The organism is Sphingomonas sp. LR60 (assembly GCF_036855935.1).
Taxonomy (GTDB): Bacteria; Pseudomonadota; Alphaproteobacteria; order Sphingomonadales; family Sphingomonadaceae; genus Sphingomonas.
The window spans coordinates 2,488,805-2,506,020 of the sequence record NZ_JASPFK010000001.1 but is presented as its reverse complement, the minus strand read 5'-3'; the positions used below and the strand labels follow the sequence as shown (position 1 = coordinate 2,506,020).

General features: G+C 67.3%; 17 protein-coding genes. 4 read left to right on the top strand and 13 right to left on the bottom strand.

Annotated elements, in window-relative coordinates; translation table 11 throughout:
* Positions 1-3: 3 nt before the first annotated feature.
* Both QP166_RS11770 and QP166_RS11765 read left to right on the top strand, forming a co-directional pair.
* Positions 4-783 (top strand): glycosyltransferase family A protein, encoded by a 780-nt coding sequence (locus QP166_RS11770; protein WP_333916066.1) that lies wholly within the window; start codon positions 4-6, stop codon positions 781-783.
* Positions 784-795: 12 nt separating this feature from the next.
* The gene (locus tag QP166_RS11765) at positions 796-1,779 is read left to right on the top strand and encodes a hypothetical protein (protein ID WP_333916065.1); all 984 of its coding nucleotides are present in this window, start codon (positions 796-798) and stop codon (positions 1,777-1,779) included.
* A 108-nt stretch (positions 1,780-1,887) separates the two neighbouring features.
* Here the strand turns inward: QP166_RS11765 and QP166_RS11760 are convergent, their stop codons facing one another.
* The 6 genes from QP166_RS11760 to dnaK all read right to left on the bottom strand — a co-directional run bounded on the left by QP166_RS11760 (position 1,888) and on the right by dnaK (position 10,599).
* Positions 1,888-3,279 carry an efflux transporter outer membrane subunit gene (locus QP166_RS11760; protein ID WP_333916064.1) on the bottom strand — a complete coding sequence of 464 codons (1,392 nt, stop codon included), beginning with the start codon at positions 3,277-3,279 and terminating at the stop codon, positions 1,888-1,890.
* Complete coding sequence (locus QP166_RS11755; RefSeq protein ID WP_333916063.1) at positions 3,276-4,433, bottom strand: HlyD family secretion protein; 1,158 nt, start codon at positions 4,431-4,433, stop codon at positions 3,276-3,278. The genes QP166_RS11760 and QP166_RS11755 overlap by 4 nt, the downstream gene beginning before the upstream one ends.
* Complete coding sequence (locus QP166_RS11750; protein WP_333916062.1) at positions 4,430-6,082, bottom strand: MFS transporter; 1,653 nt, start codon at positions 6,080-6,082, stop codon at positions 4,430-4,432. Before QP166_RS11750 ends, QP166_RS11755 begins: the two co-directional genes overlap by 4 nt.
* A 237-nt stretch (positions 6,083-6,319) precedes the next feature.
* A complete protein-coding gene (gene era / locus QP166_RS11745) occupies positions 6,320-7,294 on the bottom strand; it encodes a GTPase Era (RefSeq protein ID WP_333916061.1) in 975 nt (324 codons plus the stop codon).
* Positions 7,291-8,412 carry a molecular chaperone DnaJ gene (gene dnaJ / locus QP166_RS11740; RefSeq protein WP_333916060.1) on the bottom strand — a complete coding sequence of 374 codons (1,122 nt, stop codon included), beginning with the start codon at positions 8,410-8,412 and terminating at the stop codon, positions 7,291-7,293. Before dnaJ ends, era begins: the two co-directional genes overlap by 4 nt.
* A 285-nt stretch (positions 8,413-8,697) precedes the next feature.
* Positions 8,698-10,599, bottom strand: a complete 1,902-nt coding sequence (gene dnaK, locus QP166_RS11735; protein WP_333916059.1) for a molecular chaperone DnaK — start codon at positions 10,597-10,599, stop codon at positions 8,698-8,700.
* 178 nt (positions 10,600-10,777) lie between these two features.
* Here dnaK and QP166_RS11730 point away from each other — a divergent pair, with 178 nt between their 5' ends.
* Positions 10,778-11,059, top strand: coding sequence for an NADH dehydrogenase ubiquinone Fe-S protein 4 (locus tag QP166_RS11730; RefSeq protein ID WP_333916058.1), 282 nt, complete (start codon positions 10,778-10,780; stop codon positions 11,057-11,059).
* A gap of 439 nt (positions 11,060-11,498) precedes the next feature.
* Here the strand turns inward: QP166_RS11730 and QP166_RS11725 are convergent, their stop codons facing one another.
* The gene (locus tag QP166_RS11725) at positions 11,499-12,038 is read right to left on the bottom strand and encodes an NUDIX hydrolase (RefSeq protein ID WP_333916057.1); all 540 of its coding nucleotides are present in this window, start codon (positions 12,036-12,038) and stop codon (positions 11,499-11,501) included.
* 89 nt (positions 12,039-12,127) lie between these two features.
* Here QP166_RS11725 and mscL point away from each other — a divergent pair, with 89 nt between their 5' ends.
* Positions 12,128-12,595: a large conductance mechanosensitive channel protein MscL gene (gene mscL / locus QP166_RS11720; RefSeq protein ID WP_333916056.1), complete on the top strand. Its 468-nt coding sequence runs from the start codon at positions 12,128-12,130 to the stop codon at positions 12,593-12,595.
* 198 nt (positions 12,596-12,793) lie between these two features.
* Here mscL and QP166_RS11715 read toward each other — a convergent pair whose 3' ends face one another.
* From QP166_RS11715 to fumC, 6 genes are all read right to left on the bottom strand, one after another.
* On the bottom strand, positions 12,794-14,329 hold the full coding sequence (locus tag QP166_RS11715; RefSeq protein ID WP_333916055.1) for an amino acid permease: 1,536 nt from the start codon (positions 14,327-14,329) through the stop codon (positions 12,794-12,796).
* 86 nt (positions 14,330-14,415) lie between these two features.
* Positions 14,416-14,808, bottom strand: a complete 393-nt coding sequence (locus tag QP166_RS11710) for an HIT domain-containing protein (protein WP_333916054.1) — start codon at positions 14,806-14,808, stop codon at positions 14,416-14,418.
* 10 nt (positions 14,809-14,818) lie between these two features.
* Positions 14,819-15,166 carry a phosphoribosyl-ATP diphosphatase gene (locus QP166_RS11705; protein WP_333916053.1) on the bottom strand — a complete coding sequence of 116 codons (348 nt, stop codon included), beginning with the start codon at positions 15,164-15,166 and terminating at the stop codon, positions 14,819-14,821.
* 65 nt (positions 15,167-15,231) lie between these two features.
* Entirely contained in the window at positions 15,232-15,465 is a 234-nt protein-coding gene (locus QP166_RS11700) for a hypothetical protein (protein ID WP_333916052.1), read from the bottom strand.
* Positions 15,462-15,674 (bottom strand): hypothetical protein, encoded by a 213-nt coding sequence (locus QP166_RS11695; protein WP_184035263.1) that lies wholly within the window; start codon positions 15,672-15,674, stop codon positions 15,462-15,464. The genes QP166_RS11700 and QP166_RS11695 overlap by 4 nt, the downstream gene beginning before the upstream one ends.
* 103 nt (positions 15,675-15,777) lie before the next feature.
* Positions 15,778-17,175, bottom strand: a complete 1,398-nt coding sequence (gene fumC / locus QP166_RS11690) for a class II fumarate hydratase (protein WP_333916051.1) — start codon at positions 17,173-17,175, stop codon at positions 15,778-15,780.
* Positions 17,176-17,216: the final 41 nt, after the last annotated feature.

The following is a 17,216-nucleotide window of genomic DNA, read 5'->3' as shown; positions in this document are numbered from 1 at the left end:
CGCATGATCTCGCCCTTCGCCGAAGATGGTCCGCGGATTTCGTGCCTGATGGTGACGGCCAATCGCCGCAAGCTGGCGGAGCGCTCGATCAACTGTTTTCTCTCGCAGGATTATCCCAACCGCGAGATGGTGATCGTCGACGACGGCGACGAAGATTATACGCCGATCCTCGCCGCGATCCCGCCCGAGCGGCTGATCCACCACCGGCTGGTGAAGGATCCCACGCGCACGCTGGGCGACCTGCGCAACCTGTCGCTCGACATCGCGCGCGGTGCGTTGATGTCGCATTGGGACGATGACGACTGGTTCGACCCGGAGCGCCTGTCGCGCCAGCATCAGGTGCTGGGAGACAAGGCGGCGTGCTGGACCACGGCGACGCTCGTCCATCTCGACGATCCGGCGTGGCTGGAGCGGCCCTATGTCGGCTACATCCAGGGCGGCGCGCCCAGCACGATCCTGCACATCCGTGACGACAGCATTCGTTATCCCTCCGAGCGGAAGGGTGAGGACAGCACTTTCCGCGACGCATGGGTGAAGCGCGGCGTCGTGACGATGGGATCGGAGTGGGCGGGCCTGCTGATCCGGTGCTTCCACGGCAGCAACACGTGGGAACGCGATCACTTCACCCGCCGTGTCGCGCTGCGTCCGCGCGACATCGTAGAGTGGAACATTCGCAAGCTGTTCCACACCACCGACAATTACTCGCAGTTCCGCCTGACACCGCGTCAGCAGGCGTCGTTCGACGCCTTCTACGCGGAATCGCGTGCGCTCGGCATCTTCTGACGCGCCACGGCGATGCTGGAGCAACGTCTCGAACGCTGGCGCGCGCTGGCGGATCGTCCGGCGGCGAAAGTTGCAGGCAAGGTGGCGCGGATCGCCTTCTTCGTCGGGATGATCGCGTGGATGGCCTTGAAGGTCCGCGCGATCGGCTGGCGCGACGTAATCGCCAGCCTGCCGGTCAACCCGCTGTTCTACATCCTGTTCGTGGTCGGTTTCCTGATCCTGCCGGCGTCGGAGATCGCGGTGTTCCGCACGATCTTCGGACGGCCGCTGCCGGGTGGCTTTCCGATCTATATCCGCAAGCGGATCCTCAATAGCGCGCTGGTCGGCTATTCCGGTGAGCTATATCTGTTCGTCTGGCTGCGGCGTGTCATCGGCTTGCCCGCCAAGACGATCGCGATCGGGCTGAAAGACAATGCGATCCTGTCCGCGCTCGCGTCGGGGGGCGTGACGCTGATGCTGCTGATCGCCTTTGCGGCGGCGGGCGACGCACGGCGGATCGCAAAATGGCTGGATCCGGGCCCAGCGTTGTTGATCGCGGGGTTGCTGGGGACGATCTTCGTCGCACCGCTGCTGTTCCGCCTGCGCAAGCAATTGATCGCGATGCCGGCACGCCGGATGACGCAGGTGATGGCGATCCACAGCGCGCGCATCGTCGCGACCGTGTTGCTGCAGGCGACGCAATGGGCGGTGGTGCTGCCGCAAGAACCGTGGAGCGTCTGGCTGGTGTTTCTCACCGCGCAAATGGTGATTTCCCGCCTGCCGGTGATCCCCAACCGGGACCTGCTGTTCCTGAGTGCCGCGCTTGAGATGAGCGGCACGATCAATGGCCCGCGCGAGGCGATGGCGGGGTTGTTGCTCGCAGGCGGGGCGCTGACGCAGGGGAGCAATCTGGTGTTCTACCTGCTGACGTCGTTCCTGCAGCCGCCGACGGTGGAGGGCGCCAATGTCATCGAAGCGGAGGAACCGGCCGGGGACAAGATCGCCGGAATGCCTTGAGCACTCCCGTCATTCCCGCGAAGGCGGGAATCCAGACGCGCAGGTTTTCGCAAGAGTCACAAACGTCGGAGGTTCTGGATTTCCGCCCGCGCGGGAATGACGGACCGTTTAGCGCTCCACCGCCGTCACCTCCGGACGCGACCAGCCGCCGCCCATCGCCTGATAGAGCGCGACATAGCTGTTGAGCCGATCGGCGCGCGCCTGGGCCAGCGACAGTTCGGCGGTCAGCAGCGTGCGCTGCGCATCGAGCTGCTCGATATAGCTCGAGTACCCCGCACGATAGCGATTGGTGGCGTTCTGGAGCGCGCCGCGCGAGGCCGCGACCTGATCGGACAACGCCTGCGCCTGCTCGCCGGTGCGGCGCACGCCGGCCAGCGCATCCTCGACCTCGCGGAACGCGGTCAGCGCGGTGCGGCGGTAGGCGAAGGCGGCCTGATCGCGGCGTGCGGTCGCGCCGCGTTCCTGCGCGCGCAGCCGCCCGCCGTCGAAGATCGGGCCAAGGATGCTCGCGCCGAGCGAGAAGACCACCTCCGGCTGCGCGAGCGCGGTCGACAGCACGAGGTTCGCCGCGCCGGTCAGCGACAGATTGGGCAGCATCGCCGCGCGCTGGCTGTCGAGCGAGCGGTCGGCGGCGACCAGGGTCTGCTCGGCCTGGAACAGATCCGGGCGGCGGCGCAGCAGGTCGGCGGGCAGCCCGTCCGGGATCGCCGGAGCCGCGAGCCGCTCCAGCGTCACCCCGCGATCGATCGCGCGCGGCACGTCGCCGGTCAGCAGCGCCAGCGCATTTTCGGCGCGCGTGATCGCGAGTTCGGCGGCAGGGACGAGTTGCGCGGTGCTGGCATATTCGGCCTGCGCCTGCCGATATTCGAGCCGCGACGTATAGCCCGCCTCGAAGCGCCGTTGCGCGATCCGCAGCGCCTCGGCGCGTGCCGCGAGCGTGTCGCGCGCGATCGCGAGCCGGTGGTCGAGCGCGCGCAACGTGATGTAGCTTTGTGCCGTCGTCGCGGCGGTCGCGAGCCGTACCGTATCCGCTGCCGCCTCGGTGGCGAGCAATTGCGCACGCGCCAAGCGTGTCGCCTGTCGCAAGCGCCCGAACAGGTCGAGATCGTAGCTGAGCGTCAGCCCCGGCTGCACCGCCGCCGAGCGTGCGGTGGTGCCGAGCGCGCTGATCTGCTGCCCCTGTGTCTCGGGCACCGCGCCGCCGACCTGCGGTAGCAATTGCGCGCGCGCCAGGGACTCGGCAGCACGCGCTTCCTCGACGCGCGCGGCGGCGGTCTGGATGTCGAGATTGTTGGCGAGCGCGCGCTCGACCAAGGCGGTCAGCACCGGGTCGCCGAACCCCTGCCACCAGCCCGACTGTACGGCGCCACCGACCGGCAGCGCGTTGCGCCACGCTGGCGGCGGCACGACCGCAGCAGCGTCGGGCGCGGCGCGACGCGGGCCGGGCAGGGCGCATCCCGCCAGCAACAGCGGGAGCAACAGCGCGCGCGACCTGCTCATTGCGGCGCGGGCACGCCGTCGGTGTCGACGCGCGCTTGCACCGACATGCCGGGGCGCAGCCGCTCGGCGAGCCGCTGGCCGGGGTCGACGCGGATGCGCACCGCGATCCGCTGCGGCACCTTGGTGAAATTGCCGGTGGCGTTGTCGGACTTGAGCACCGCGAACTCGCTGCCAGCGGCGGGCGAGATTCGCTCGACGCGCCCGGTCAGCCGGGCGTTGGCGAGCGCGTCGACGGTGAAGCTGGCGCGCTGCCCGACCGTGATCCGCGCGGTTTGCGCTTCCTTGAAATTGGCGATGACCCACGTCTCGGGCGGAACGAGGAACATCAGCTGCGACCCGGCGGTGACATATTGCCCGGCGCGGACGCCGACTTCGCTCAGCCGTCCCGCTTCCGGCGCACGGATCACGGTATTGGCGAGGTCGATCTTGGCGAGACGCAGCGCGGCGCGTGCCCCCGACACGCCGGCCTCTTGCCCGCCGCGCCCGACCGCGACGGTGCGGATGTCCTGCCGTGCGATCTCCTGGGCGGCCTGCGCCTGATTGAGCTGCGCCTGTGCCTGTCGGAGCGCGGCAAGCGTCTGGTCGCGTTCACGCAACGACACCGAGCCGTCGGTGACGAGATCGTTGACGCGGTTCATATCGGCCTGCGCGCGCATCAATTGCGCGCGGGCGTTGGCGACCGCCGCGCCTTGCGCGCCGAACGACGCCTGTCGGCTGGCCGCGGTCTGGTTGCTGTTGGCGAGCGTCGCCTGCGCGGCTTCGACCTGCGCCTGCGCCTGTTCGACGCGCTGCGCATAGATGCGGTCGTCGATCGTGACGAGCGGCTGGCCGGCTTTCACATTCTCGAAGTCGCGCACCAGCACGCGGGTGACATAGCCCGACACCTGCGGCGCGATCACCGTCGTGCGTCCGCGGACATAGGCGTTGTCGGTCGACTCATAGGCGGTGGTGAACGGCCACACCCGCCATGCCGCCAACACCGGCGCGATCCCGGCGACGGCGAGCAACAGGATCAGCGCGATCGCGGTGCGCGACAGTGCGGGCGGTCGCCACCCGGAGCCGGCCGGCGGGGCCGGGGCCGTGACGGCAGCGTCCTCGGCCACTTTCTCCTCCGTGACGGGGCCGGGAGCGACGGGGGAACGAGTATCGGTCATGCGGTGGCCTGAACGCGTGCGCGCCACGAACGGCGCAGCAGGAGGAACAGAAGGTAGAAGAAGGTGAGCGCCGCCAGCACCGCGATCAACCGGAACATGTCGTCATAGGCGAGCACGTTCGCCTCGCGCGTCGCGGCCTGCGACAGCAGCGCGCCGCCCTCGGCGCTGCGCAAGGTTGGGTCGCCGACGACGCGCGCGACGCCGCTTGCACCCGATTGGAGCCGGGCCTGCACGATCGGGTCGGTCGGGTCGATCGCCTGCACCAGCGCCGCGCTGTTCGCCTTCTCGCGGACGATCTGGTACGTGCCGAGCAGCGCGGTGCCGGCGAGCCCGCCGATCGAATTGAGCACGCCGAACAGCGCGAGGAAGCTGATGACGTGCCCAGCGCCCTGTTGCAGCGCGCGCGTCATCCCGAACAACAGCGACGGCCCGAGGAAGAAGGCGCCCGCGAAGGCGATCGTCGCCTGCGTCGCGTAGAGCTGCGGCGCGCGGGTCAGACTGGTCGAATAGGAATCGACCCAGGCGGCGATCGCGACCAGCCCGATCGCGAGCATCACCGGATGCGCGAGCTTGGTCGGATCGAGCGTGATCGCGCTGATGACGAACCCGGCGACGGTGGCCAGGAAGATGATCGTGAAGAACGGCACGAGCTGGTCGTTGTTCTGCCCCAGCACGGTCAGCAGCCCGACCGCGCCATAGGTCTGTTCGGACAGGACGATCCGCGCCATCAACGTGACGACCGCAAAGCGGATGATGTCGGCGCTGCCCAGCCAGCGGGTGTTGAGCAGCGGGTTGGCCCGGTGGTGTTCGATGATGAGCGCGGCCGCGAGCATCGGGATCGCGCCGAGCAGCGCCCAGCCGATCCACGCCGATTGCGTCCACCAGACGTAGCGCCCCAGGCCGAGCACCGCCGCGAACAACCCCATCGATCCGGCGAACAGCGCGAAGGTGACGAAGTCGAGCTTCTCGAACGCCTTCTGCCGTGTCGTCGGCGGCAGGCGGAAGGCGAGCACCGCGGCGAGGCTGAGCGCCGACAGCCCGAGTTCGAAGAGATAGAGCGTCCGCCACTGGCTCATCGACAGCAGTTCGGGCGAGAATAACCGCGCGAGCGGGGTGGCGAGCTGCGGAATGCCGATCCCGAGCACGATCGCGCGCAGCCGCCATTTGGCGGGGAATGCCTGCATTAGATAATAAAGCGCGAAGGTGTTGAGCGCCGCGCCCGCCATCCCGCTCGCGCCGCGCACCAGCACCGCCGACCAGAAATCGCGCACGAACAGATGGCCGAGCGTCAGCAGCAGGTAGAGCGACAGGAAGATGATCGCGAAGGGACGAAGCCCGAATTGTTGCCGGAACTTGATGAGCAGCAAATTGATGCTGACGTTGGTCATGACATAGACCGTCGGCAGCCACGCGATCTCCGCCGGATCGAGCCCGAGCGCACCCGCCAGCGTGACGGTGTTCGCACTGACCAGCGCATTGCCGAACCCGCTGGTCAGCCCGACGAGGACGGCGACCAGTGCATAGGCCAGCTTGCGCTGGGGCGGGTGGTCGGGCGAACCGGGCGAGCCGGGCATGACCGGGCGCTCGTGGGGCGCATAGTCCCAGCGTTCCTCGGCGAGGATGGTACGAAGGCGGGTGAAAAGCGCCATTTCAGTTACATGCCTGCGGTCGGGGGCGCTGTCATGAGGGATGTGCGTCCGTCTGCCCTTCTTTCGTCATCCCGGCGAAGACCGGGATCCACGTTGCCGCGGACGCCGCTGCCGTCGCTTGCACGGCGCGCTGGACCCCGGCCTGCGCCGGGGTGACGGTGAGGGTCGATCACGTGGTTGTGGCGGAGAGAGACATAGGCCCCTGCCTGCGCAGGGGCGAAGGTGGTTGTGCCAGCGTCACTCCACCCAGTCGAGCCCGAGGTCGCGGTAGACGCCGCGGTCCTCGTCCCAGCCGGGCTTGACCTTGACGTGCAGGTAGAGGTGCACCGGGCGGTCGAGCAGCACCGCCAGCTCCGCGCGCGCCCTCGCGCCGATCTCCTTGATGCGCGCGCCGCCCTTGCCGAGCACGATCGCACGCTGCGAAGTGCGTTCGACCATGATCTGCTGGTGGATCTCGGTCGAGCCGTCCGGGCGGTCGGTGAACTTCTCGGTTTCGACGACGCTGGCGTAAGGCAGCTCGGCGTGAAGCTGCAGGTACAATTGCTCGCGCGTCACCTCGGCGGCCATCGCGCGCTCGGTCGCGTCGGAGACGTGATCCTCGGGATAATGCCACGGGGCGGCGGGCATCGCCTTGGCCAGTTGCTGCTTGAAGTGCGCGACGCCGTCCCCGGTCTGCGCGGAGATGAAGAACGTCTCCGCGAACGGCAGTAAGCCGTTGAGCCGTTCGGCATGGAGCAGCAGCTTCGGCTTGTCGGCAAGGTCGACCTTGTTGAGCACGAGGTAGATCGGCTCGGGCCGGCCCTTCAGCGCCTCGGCGATCTCGGTCACCTTGGGGCCGAGCCCGCCCTTGCCGTCGACGACCAGCGCGATCACGTCCGCGCCCTCGGTGCCGCCCCAGGCCGCCGATACCATCGCGCGGTCGAAGCGGCGCTTCGGCTCGAAGATGCCGGGGGTGTCGACCAGCAGCAGCTGCGTATCGCCCTCGATCGCGACGCCCATCAGCCGGGTGCGCGTCGTCTGCGCCTTGGGGCTGACGATCGCGACCTTCTGCCCGACCAAGGCATTGACCAGCGTCGACTTTCCGGCGTTCGGCGCGCCGACCACCGCAACCAGGCCGCAATGTTGCGACCCCGTCTCGACGGGCGAATGTTGCGAATGTTGAGACGCTGGCGCGTTGGACCCCGCGGGCACGTTTTCTTCAGGCTCGGTCATTCGCCCGCAATGGCATTCTTCAGCCGCGAGAAGAAGCCCTGGCTCTGCGGGCATTCCTCACCGGTTTCGGTTTCGCGGAACTCCTCGAGCAAGGCGCGCTGCCGCGTGTTGAGCTTGGTCGGGGTCTCGACATCGATCTGGATGACCAGATCGCCGTGGCCGCGACCTTGCAGCACCGGCATCCCCGCGCCGCGCTGCCGCAACTGCTTGCCAGACTGGATGCCCGCCGGAATCTTCACCTCGTGGCGCTTGCCGTCGAGGCCGGGGATCGACATCGTTCCGCCGAGCGCCGCAGTGGTGAAGCTGATCGGCGCACGCGCAAACAGCGTCGTGCCCTCGCGTTCGAACAAGGCGTGGCGCTTGACGTGGAGGAAGATGTAGAGGTCGCCGGCCGGTGCGCCGCGCGCGCCCGCTTCGCCCTCGCCGGTCAGCCGGACGCGCGTGCCTTCGTCGACGCCGGGCGGGACCGAAACGGCGAGCGTCTTGGTCTTCTCGACACGGCCCTCGCCGCGACAGTCGGCGCACGGATCGGTGATGACCTGTCCCGAGCCGTGGCACAGCGGACAGGCGCGCTCGACGACGAAAAAGCCCTGCTGCGCACGGACCTTGCCGTGGCCGTGGCAATGCTGACAGGTGTGGGCGTGCGTGCCCGGCTTCGATCCGGTGCCGTGGCAGGTGTCGCAGGGCGCGGAGATGTCGACGGTGATCTCCGTCTCCTTGCCGTGGAACGCCTCCTCCAGCGTGATCTCCATGTCGTAGCGCAGGTCGGCGCCGCGGCGCGTCTGCTGCCGCCCGCCGCCGCGCTGACCGCCCATGAACTCGCCGAAAACGCTTTCGAAGATGTCGGAGAAGCCGCCAAAATCCTGCGCCTGGTGCCCGCCGCCGCCGCCGTTGCGGAACGCGGCATGGCCGAAGCGATCATAGGCCGCGCGCTTCTGCGGGTCCTTTAGGCAATCATAGGCTTCGCTGACCGCCTTGAACCGGGCCTCGGAGTCCTTGCACCCGGCGTTCTTGTCCGGATGATACTTCATCGCAAGCTTGCGATACGACGATTTGATCGTCGCGGCATCGGCGGTGCGCTCGCATTCGAGCAGCTCGTAATAGTCGATTTCGGTCATGCGGCCTCTAGGTCGGATCGGCATTCCGGCAGGAAAGTGCGGACGACCCGGAATTGCTTACCGTCATCCCCGCGTAGGCGGGGATCCAGAACCTCTGACGTGGCGCTTCTTGCAGTAGCGTCGGCGTGTCTGGATCCCCGCCTCCGCGGGGATGACGGGTTGGAAGGAGTAGAGCGTGGGTGCGAGGGGGCGGCCACGAACGCTGACTTGCGATGCATCGTCACCTTTCCTCACTGCCCCTCTCCCAACCCTCTCCCCGCAGGGGAGAGGGCCTTGCGGGAGACCTTACTTCATTTCGTCGACTTCCGAGAATTCGGCGTCGACCACGTCGTCCTTCTTGGCCTCTTCGGCGCCCGCCTCGCCCTGCGGCGCGGCATCGGCCTGCTGCTGCTTCTCGTAGATCGCCTGACCCAGCTTCATCGCGACCTGCGCCAGCGCCTGGCTCTTCTCGTTCATCTGCTCCGGGTCGTTGCACTCGACCGCCGCCTTGGCCGCGTCGATCGCCGACTGGATCTCACCCTTCAGCGACTCGTCGACCTTGTCGCCATTGTCGGCAAGCTGACGCTCGGTGGTGTGGATCAGCGATTCGGCGTTGTTCTTCGCCTCCGCTGCCGCACGGCGCTTCTTGTCCTCCTCGGCGAAGCTCTCGGCGTCGCGGACCATCTTGTCGATGTCGGCGTCCGACAAACCACCCGACGCCTGGATCTTGATCTGCTGCTCCTTGCCGGTGCCCTTGTCCTTGGCGCTGACGTTGACGATGCCGTTGGCGTCGATGTCGAACGTCACCTCGATCTGCGGCACGCCGCGCGGGGCGGGGATGCCGAGCAGGTCGAACTGGCCGAGCAGCTTGTTGTCCGCCGCCATCTCGCGCTCGCCCTGGAAGACGCGGATCGTCACCGCCTGCTGATTGTCATCGGCAGTCGAATAGGTCTGCGACTTCTTGGTCGGGATCGTGGTGTTGCGGTCGATCATGCGCGTGAACACGCCGCCCAGCGTCTCGATGCCCAGCGACAGCGGGGTCACGTCGAGCAGCAGCACGTCCTTGACGTCGCCCTGCAGCACGCCTGCCTGGATCGCGGCGCCCATCGCGACGACCTCGTCCGGGTTGACGCCGGTGTGCGGGTCCTTGCCGAAGAACTGCTTCACGATCTCACGCACGCGCGGCATGCGGGTCATGCCGCCGACCAGCACGACTTCGCTGATCTCGCTGGCCGACACGCCAGCATCCGCCAGCGCCTTCTTACAGGGATCGAGCGTGCGCTTGATCAGGTCCTCGACCAGCCGCTCCAGATCGGCGCGGGTGATCGTCTTCACCAGATGCTTCGGGCCGTTCTGATCGGCGGTGATGAAGGGCAGGTTGACCTCGGTCGACGCCGCCGACGACAGCTCGATCTTGGCCTTCTCGGCGGCTTCCTTGAGCCGCTGCAGCGCGAGCTTGTCCTTGGCGAGGTCAATGCCCTCGTCCTTCTTGAAGCCCTCGGCCAGATATTCGACGATCTTGTTGTCGAAGTCCTCGCCGCCCAGGAAGGTGTCGCCGTTGGTGGCCTTCACCTCGAACACGCCGTCGCCGATCTCGAGGATCGAGACGTCGAAGGTGCCGCCGCCAAGGTCATAGACCGCGATCGTCTTGCCGTCCTGCTTGTCGAGGCCATAGGCCAGCGCCGCCGCGGTCGGCTCGTTGATGATGCGCAGCACTTCGAGGCCCGCGATCTGCCCGGCGTCCTTGGTCGCCTGACGCTGCGCGTCGTTGAAGTACGCCGGCACGGTGATGACCGCCTGCGTCACCGTCTCACCGAGATACGATTCGGCGGTTTCCTTCATCTTCTGGAGCGTGAAGGCGCTGATCTGCGACGGGCTGTATTCCTTGCCACCGGCGCTGACCCAGGCATCGCCGTTCGAGCCGCGTACGATCTTGTACGGGACCAGCTCGGTATCCTTCTTGGTGACCGGATCGTCGAAGCGGCGCCCGATCAGACGCTTCACCGCGAAGATCGTGTTGTCGCCATTGGTGACGGCCTGACGCTTGGCGGGCTGCCCGATCAGTCGCTCGCCATCCTTGGCGAAGGCGACGATCGACGGCGTGGTGCGCGCGCCTTCCGCATTCTCGATGACCTTGGCCTTGCCGCCTTCCATCACGGCCACGCACGAATTGGTGGTGCCGAGGTCGATACCGATAACTTTTGCCATGAGTGCTTTACCTAGCCCCTGCATATTTGTGACTTCGTCGCCGCCACGCCCCGTTACGGCAGCGCAACCGCGTGTGACGAACCGCGATATAGGTGGCGTGATCCGGCCCGCAAGATTGCAGGGCGTCGACGGAGGGAACCATTGCCTGATCGCCGCGTGGAACGTAGAGGAGGCCATCATGCAGACCGCCCGTATCTTTCAGCGCCCCAAGAACGCCATGCAATCCGGCAAGGCCCGCACCGATACGTGGCAGCTGGAGTTCGAACCCGGCGAGGCGAAGCGCCCCGATCCGCTGACCGGCTGGGCCGGCAGCGGTGACACGCGCGACCAGATCCGGCTGTTCTTCCCGACCTGCGAAGCCGCGGTGGCCTATGCCGAGGCGGAGGGGCTGGCGTTCACGGTGATCCCGACGCCGGAGAAGAAGCTGAAGCTGCAGAGCTATGCGGATAATTTTCGCTGAGTTGAGGATTCGCTGAGTTGAGGATGCGCGCCGACGGGCCGCGGTTTTGCTTCGCGTGACCCGCGATTTGCTCGAATTCCTTCCGACACCCTGACCGTCATGTCGGGCTTGTTCCGGCATCCACGGTCACGCAAACCTGCCAGCCCATGATCTCGCGGCACGGTGGATGCCGGAACAGGTCCGGCATGACGGGCTGGAATTTGCGAGGCTGTCGACAATCTCCTTCGACGTGAAGGCGCCCTTTCGCCCCAAGCGCCCTCGCCCCTGCGAAGGCAGGGGCCTATGTCTGTGTCGTCCGGGTCGGCGCCCGACACACTAAGCGCCGCGATTGTGTCAGCCCGCGCTCAACCACGCGACAGCCATGGGCCCCTGCCTGCGCAGCGGCGACGGCGCCCGTCGTCAAACGCTCGCCACACTGGCGGGCGTTCGTTCGTTCGCTTCAGCTGATCAGCGCATCCGCGAGCAGCACCAGCATCTTGACGTCCATCGCCACGCCCGCGGCGCGCTTCTGCGCGACGAAGGCGGCGATTTCGGTGCGGGGCACGAGATGCACTTCGATATCCTCGTCGGCCTCGCCGCCACCGTCGCCGACTCTGACCAGATCGTGCGCGCGCACCAGCGTGAAGCCCTCGCTGTTCATCCCCGGCGAGGAATGGAAGAAGCCCAACTCCTCGATCCGTCCGGCGCGATAACCGGTTTCCTCCTCCAGCTCGCGCGCAGCGCCGACCGCGACCGCCTCGCCTTCGGTCTCGTCGCCGATCAACCCGGCGGGTAGTTCGAGGCAGCGGCAGCCCAGCGGCACGCGATATTGCTCGACCAGCACCACGCGGTCGGCGTCGTCGATCGCGACGATCACCGCCGCCTGGATGCCGCGCTGGCGGGCGACGAACTCCCAGCCGCCTTGCTTCACGACCTTGATATAGCGGCCTTCCCAGGCGGTTTCCGGCGGGAAGGCGGCATCGCGATGTGGGTAGGTCATGCCGCACGTTTATCGGCGCGGCGGCGCTTGGCGAAGCGAAAACCGCGCCTAACCTCAGCCACTTCGTGCAACAGGGAAGGAAGCCGATCATGCTCAAGGATTTCCGGGCGTTCATCGCGCGCGGCAACGTGCTGGATCTCGCGGTCGGCGTCATCATCGGCGGCGCCTTCGCGACCATCACCAAGTCGCTCACCGATGACGTCATCATGCCGATCGTCGGCGCGTTGTTCGGCGGCTTCGATTTTTCCAGCTATTTCGTACGGCTCGGGCCGGTGCCGGCGGATTTCAAGGGCTCGCTGGCCAGCTATGCGCAGCTTAAGGCGGCGGGCGTGCCGCTGCTTGGCTATGGCGAGTTCATCACCGTCGTCATCAACTTCGTGATCCTCGCGTTCATCGTCTTCCTGCTGATGCGCAGCGTCAACAAGCTGATCGCGACCGTCGAGCGCGAGAAGGCTGCGGGCGAGGCCGAGCCGGCCGCCGATCCCGCCGAGGTGGTGCTGCTGCGCGAGATCCGCGACGAACTGAAGGCGCGTGGGCCGGTGCCGCCGCAGGTGTAACTGCGGTCGCCCCTGCGAAGGCAGGGGCCTATGTCTGTCGAATGTCTTGATCGGCCCCGATACATCAGCAGCGCTATTTGTGTCAGACGGCCCGCGGGGCGACACAGACATGGGCCCCTGTCGGCGCAGGGGCGACAGAAAGAAAAAGGGCCGGGGGATCGCTCTTCCCGGCCCTTTTCTTTTCACCTCACGCTTGGGTCAGTGAGTCTCGTGCGCCTCTACGATGCCGCGCCCCAGATGGCTGTGGCGGCGGCTGTAACCGAAGTAGATCACCAGCCCGACCGCACCCCAGATCGGCAGCACCAGCATCGCCGCCGAGGGCAGGTTGAAGAACAGGAACACGCAGCCGATGATCGTCAGCGGCCCGACCAGCCACAGCGCCGGAGTGCGGAAGCTGCGTGGCTGGTCCGGGGCGGTGCGACGAAGGATCATCACCGACACCGCGACCATCGCGAAGGCGTAGAGCGTCCCGGCATTGGCGATGTCGGCCAGCTGCCCGACCGGCAGGAAGGCGGCGGCGAACGCAACACCGACCCCGGTCATCGCGGTGACGATGTGCGGCGTCTTCCACTTCGGATGGACCGTGGACAGCCGCTCGGGGAGCAAGCCGTCGCGGCTCATCACGAAGAAGATGCGCGTTTGGCCGAACATCAGGATCAGGATCACCGACGGTAGCGCGACGAAGGCGGCGATACCCAGCAGGTTGCCGACCCCCGACCAGCCGATCGTGCGCAGGACGTGCGCGAGCGCCTCGCCCGAGCAGACCAGCGCATCCTTATATTGCGGCAGCGCGCATTCGCGGGCCAGTTCCTCGGAGCCGGCCGGGAAGGGGATGCCGTTCGGCCCCATGATCGGCTGCCCGCCGATCGTCCCGATCGCGCCCGCCGCGACCAGGATGTAGAAGACGGTGCAGAACAGCAGCGACCCGATCAGGCCGATGGGCACGTTGCGCTGTGGATCCTTGGTTTCCTCGGCCGCGGTCGAGACGGCGTCGAAGCCGACATAGGCGAAGAAAATCGTCGCCGCCGCGCCTACCGCGCCGACCCCGGTGCCGAAGCCCCCGAAGACGCCCGCAGGCAGGAACGGGTTGAACCGCTCGGCGCTGAAATGATCGCTCGGCAACGTCAGCGCGACGAAGGCGGTCAGCGCCGTCACCTTGATCGCGACCAGCACGGCATTGACGCGCGCGCTCTCGGTCGTGCCGATCATCAGCAGCCAGGTGATGAGCAGCGCGATCACCACGGCGGGCAGGTTGATGAGCCCGCCCGGTGCGCCGCCCAACGCCAGCGGCGCCGCCGAAAGCCAGGGCGGCAGATGCACGCCGAGGAACTGGTTCAGGATCGTACCGGTGAAATACCCCGACCAGCCGACCGCGACCGCACTGGCGGCGACCGCATATTCGAGGATCAACGCCCAGCCGACCGTCCAGGCGAGCAACTCGCCCATGGTGGAATAAGTGTAGGTATAGGCCGACCCCGCCACCGGGATCATCGCCGCGATTTCCGCATAGCAGAGCGCGGCGACGATGCAGATCGCGCCGGCGATCGCGAAGGCGAGCATCAGGCCGGGACCGGCCTTTTGCGCACCCGCCGCGGTCAGCACGAAGATGCCAGTGCCGATCACGCAACCGACACCGAACAGCGTGAGCTGGAACCAGCCGAGCGTGCGATGCAGCGACTTTTTCTCGGCGGTAGCGAGGATGGCGTCGAGAGGTTTGACGCGCCCGAATATCATGTAGGTCGAAGCCCCCGGAATCTCAGATGACGGGAGCCTAGCGGCGGATCGCGCGCGCGCAATAGTGTTGCGTAACGATGACGGTTTCAGTCGCGGCTGTCGTTCTGCACCAGCATCGCACCCAGCGGACGTCCGCCGAGGATATGGACGTGAAGGTGCGGCACCTCCTGATGCGAATCGAGTCCGGTGTTGGCGATCAGGCGATAGCCGCCCGCGACCAACCCGGCGGCGCGTGCAGCCTGTCCGATCGCGCGCGTGAAGCTGACGATCTCGGCCTCGCTCGCACTGGCAGCGAAATCGTCCCAGCTGACGTAGCTGCCGCGCGGCACCGCCAGCAGGTGCGTCGGCGCCCAGGGCGCGATGTCGTGGAAAACGATCGTGTGATCGTCCTCATAGACGCGCTTCGACGGGATCTCACCGCGCAACAGCCGTGCGAAGATGTTGCCGTCGTCATAGGGCAGGGTGGCGTCGACGCTCATGCGCGGTTCCTCATTCGGCGCGGAAGGAAAGGGGAAGCGGGCCGCGCGTCGCCTTTTCCTCGTGCCCGCTGGTGCCCTCGCGCCGCCCCAGTTCGTCGCGGATGTCGTCGGGGGTGAGCCCGGCGTCGGCGAGCAGCACGAACAAATGGTAGATGAGGTCGGCGGCCTCCGGGACGATCGCGCGCGGGTTCTGGCCCATTGCGGCGATGACGATCTCGGTGGCTTCCTCGCCGATCTTCTGCGCGATGCGCGGGCGGCCGCGAGCGAACAACGAGGCGGTGTACGAGCCGTCGGCATCGGCACCCTTGCGCGCGGCGATCGTCGCGAACAGCCGGTCGAACGTGTCGGTAGCAGTCATGCGGCCGAGGTGCCGCGTCGCGGGGGCGGGGTCAATGGTCGCCCGCCCCCACGCGCAATCGCACGTCAGGCGCCCGGTGGATAACGCGACGGACGGCCGGCGGTCGCGACCTTGCTCGCCTTGTGCCGGTCATAGACCTTCTTGGCGACGTACGCGCCGCCGAGCGCCCAGCCGAGCGGGCCCATCCGCGTCACCGCGCGCGCAGCGACTGCACCGAGGATCGCGCCACCGGCACCGCCGTCACGCCCGCGACGATCGAGTTCACGCCCGATCAGTCCGCCCAATATGCTCCGAATCATGCCTTGATCCTTTCCGATACGCTGTCACCGAGGATTTCGATTCCCTTCAGCACGCCCCAGCCGATCGCCCAGGTCGCCACCACCGGCAGCACGACCTTCAGGACATTGGCGGTGATCGCGCCGTACAATGCGCCGTCGGCAGCGCTGTCGTCGCCCGACATCGAGTCGATCGCGCCGCCGATCAGCGCGCCGATCGTGGTAGCACCCATGTTGATGACCCCTGTTCGTTTCGCATCAACAATGCCGGGGAAGCGGCGGGGTTCCGGCGAGTTGGGTGGACCTTGAGATCGTCGCCCGGAGATGGGTTCAGGTTCAGGAACGCCCCAGCATCGCCTCCGGCCGCACCACGCGGTCGAACGTCTCCGCATCGACCAGCCCGAGCGACAGCCCCGCTTCCTTGAGCGTCAATCCTTCGGCGTGCGCATGTTTGGCGATCTTGGCGGCATTGTCGTAGCCGATCTCGGGCGCCAGCGCCGTGACGAGCATCAGCGAGCGATCGAGCAGCTCCGCGATCCGCCCCTCATTGGCGGTCAGCCCCTCGACGCAGCGCTCGGCGAAACTGTCGCAGCCGGTCGCGAGCAGGTCGATCGAGCGCAGCACGCCCGCGCCGATCACCGGCTTGAAGACGTTGAGTTCGAGGTGTCCCTGCGCACCGCCGACCGTGACCGCGACATGGTTGCCGATCACCTGCGCCGCGACCATCGTCAGCATCTCGCATTGCGTCGGGTTGACCTTCCCGGGCATGATCGAGCTACCCGGCTCGTTGGCGGGCAGATCGAGTTCGCCCAGTCCGCAGCGCGGGCCCGAGCCGAGCAGCCGGATGTCGTTGGCGATCTTGGTGCACGCCACCGCCAGCGTGTTGAGCGTCCCCGACAAATGGACAAGCGGATCGTTGCTCGCCAGCGCTTCGAAGAAATTGTCGGCCGGGCTGAACGCGACCCCGGTGATCGCACCGAGTTCGGCGCAGACGTCGCGCGCGAAGTTCTTGGGCGCATTGAGCCCGGTGCCGACCGCGGTGCCGCCCTGCGCAAGCCGGTCGGTACCTTGCTCGACCGCCGGACCAATCCGCTTGAGGCAGCGATAGAGCTGGTGCGCATAGCCGGAGAACTCATCCCCGAGCGTCAGCGGGGTCGCGTCCTGCAGATGCGTGCGCCCGATCTTGGCCAGATCGCGCCATTCCTGCGCTTTGGCGTCGAGCGCGGCGTGGAGTCGCTCGACCGCGGGCAACAGCCGCTGCCGCACCGCGATCGAACAAGCGATGTGGAGCGCGGTCGGGAAGCTGTCGTTCGAGGATTGGCCGCGGTTGACGTCGTCATTGGGGTGGACCGGGGACTTGCCGCCGCGCGTGCCGGTCAGGATCTCGTTGGCGCGGCCGGCGATCACCTCGTTGACGTTCATGTTGCTCTGCGTGCCGCTGCCGGTCTGCCAGATGACGAGCGGGAAATGCTCGTCGAGCCGGCCCGAAGCGACTTCCTGCGCGGCCTGTTCGATCGCCTCGGCCTTTTCGGCGTCGAGCCCGTGGCGGCGATTGACCCGCGCCGCGGCCTGTTTGACGAGCGCGAGCGCGTGGACGATCTCGATCGGCATCCGCTCGCGCGCGCCGAACGGGAAGTTCTCGAGGCTACGCTCGGTCTGCGCGCCCCAATAAGCGTCGGCGGGGACCTCGATCGGGCCGATCGAATCGGTTTCGGTGCGGGTGGTCTGGGTCATGCGGGGATAACTGGCCGGCGGGAAGGTTGTTGCGCAACCCG

Bases quoted from the DNA above. Each gene is read 5' to 3' on its own strand.
- QP166_RS11770 (WP_333916066.1), top strand. From the start codon at position 4: ATGATCTCGCCCTTCGCCGAAGATGGTCCGCGGATTTCGTGCCTGATG.
- era (WP_333916061.1), bottom strand. From the start codon at position 7,294: ATGACCGAGCCTGAAGAAAACGTGCCCGCGGGGTCCAACGCGCCAGCG.
- QP166_RS11730 (WP_333916058.1), top strand. From the start codon at position 10,778: ATGCAGACCGCCCGTATCTTTCAGCGCCCCAAGAACGCCATGCAATCC.
- QP166_RS11695 (WP_184035263.1), bottom strand. From the start codon at position 15,674: ATGGGTGCTACCACGATCGGCGCGCTGATCGGCGGCGCGATCGACTCG.
- fumC (WP_333916051.1), bottom strand. From the start codon at position 17,175: ATGACCCAGACCACCCGCACCGAAACCGATTCGATCGGCCCGATCGAG.
- dnaK (WP_333916059.1), bottom strand. From the start codon at position 10,599: ATGGCAAAAGTTATCGGTATCGACCTCGGCACCACCAATTCGTGCGTG.
- QP166_RS11725 (WP_333916057.1), bottom strand. From the start codon at position 12,038: ATGACCTACCCACATCGCGATGCCGCCTTCCCGCCGGAAACCGCCTGG.
- QP166_RS11705 (WP_333916053.1), bottom strand. From the start codon at position 15,166: ATGACTGCTACCGACACGTTCGACCGGCTGTTCGCGACGATCGCCGCG.
- QP166_RS11755 (WP_333916063.1), bottom strand. From the start codon at position 4,433: ATGACCGATACTCGTTCCCCCGTCGCTCCCGGCCCCGTCACGGAGGAG.
- mscL (WP_333916056.1), top strand. From the start codon at position 12,128: ATGCTCAAGGATTTCCGGGCGTTCATCGCGCGCGGCAACGTGCTGGAT.
- QP166_RS11715 (WP_333916055.1), bottom strand. From the start codon at position 14,329: ATGATATTCGGGCGCGTCAAACCTCTCGACGCCATCCTCGCTACCGCC.
- QP166_RS11765 (WP_333916065.1), top strand. From the start codon at position 796: ATGCTGGAGCAACGTCTCGAACGCTGGCGCGCGCTGGCGGATCGTCCG.
- QP166_RS11750 (WP_333916062.1), bottom strand. From the start codon at position 6,082: ATGGCGCTTTTCACCCGCCTTCGTACCATCCTCGCCGAGGAACGCTGG.
- QP166_RS11700 (WP_333916052.1), bottom strand. From the start codon at position 15,465: ATGATTCGGAGCATATTGGGCGGACTGATCGGGCGTGAACTCGATCGT.
- QP166_RS11760 (WP_333916064.1), bottom strand. From the start codon at position 3,279: ATGAGCAGGTCGCGCGCGCTGTTGCTCCCGCTGTTGCTGGCGGGATGC.
- dnaJ (WP_333916060.1), bottom strand. From the start codon at position 8,412: ATGACCGAAATCGACTATTACGAGCTGCTCGAATGCGAGCGCACCGCC.
- QP166_RS11710 (WP_333916054.1), bottom strand. From the start codon at position 14,808: ATGAGCGTCGACGCCACCCTGCCCTATGACGACGGCAACATCTTCGCA.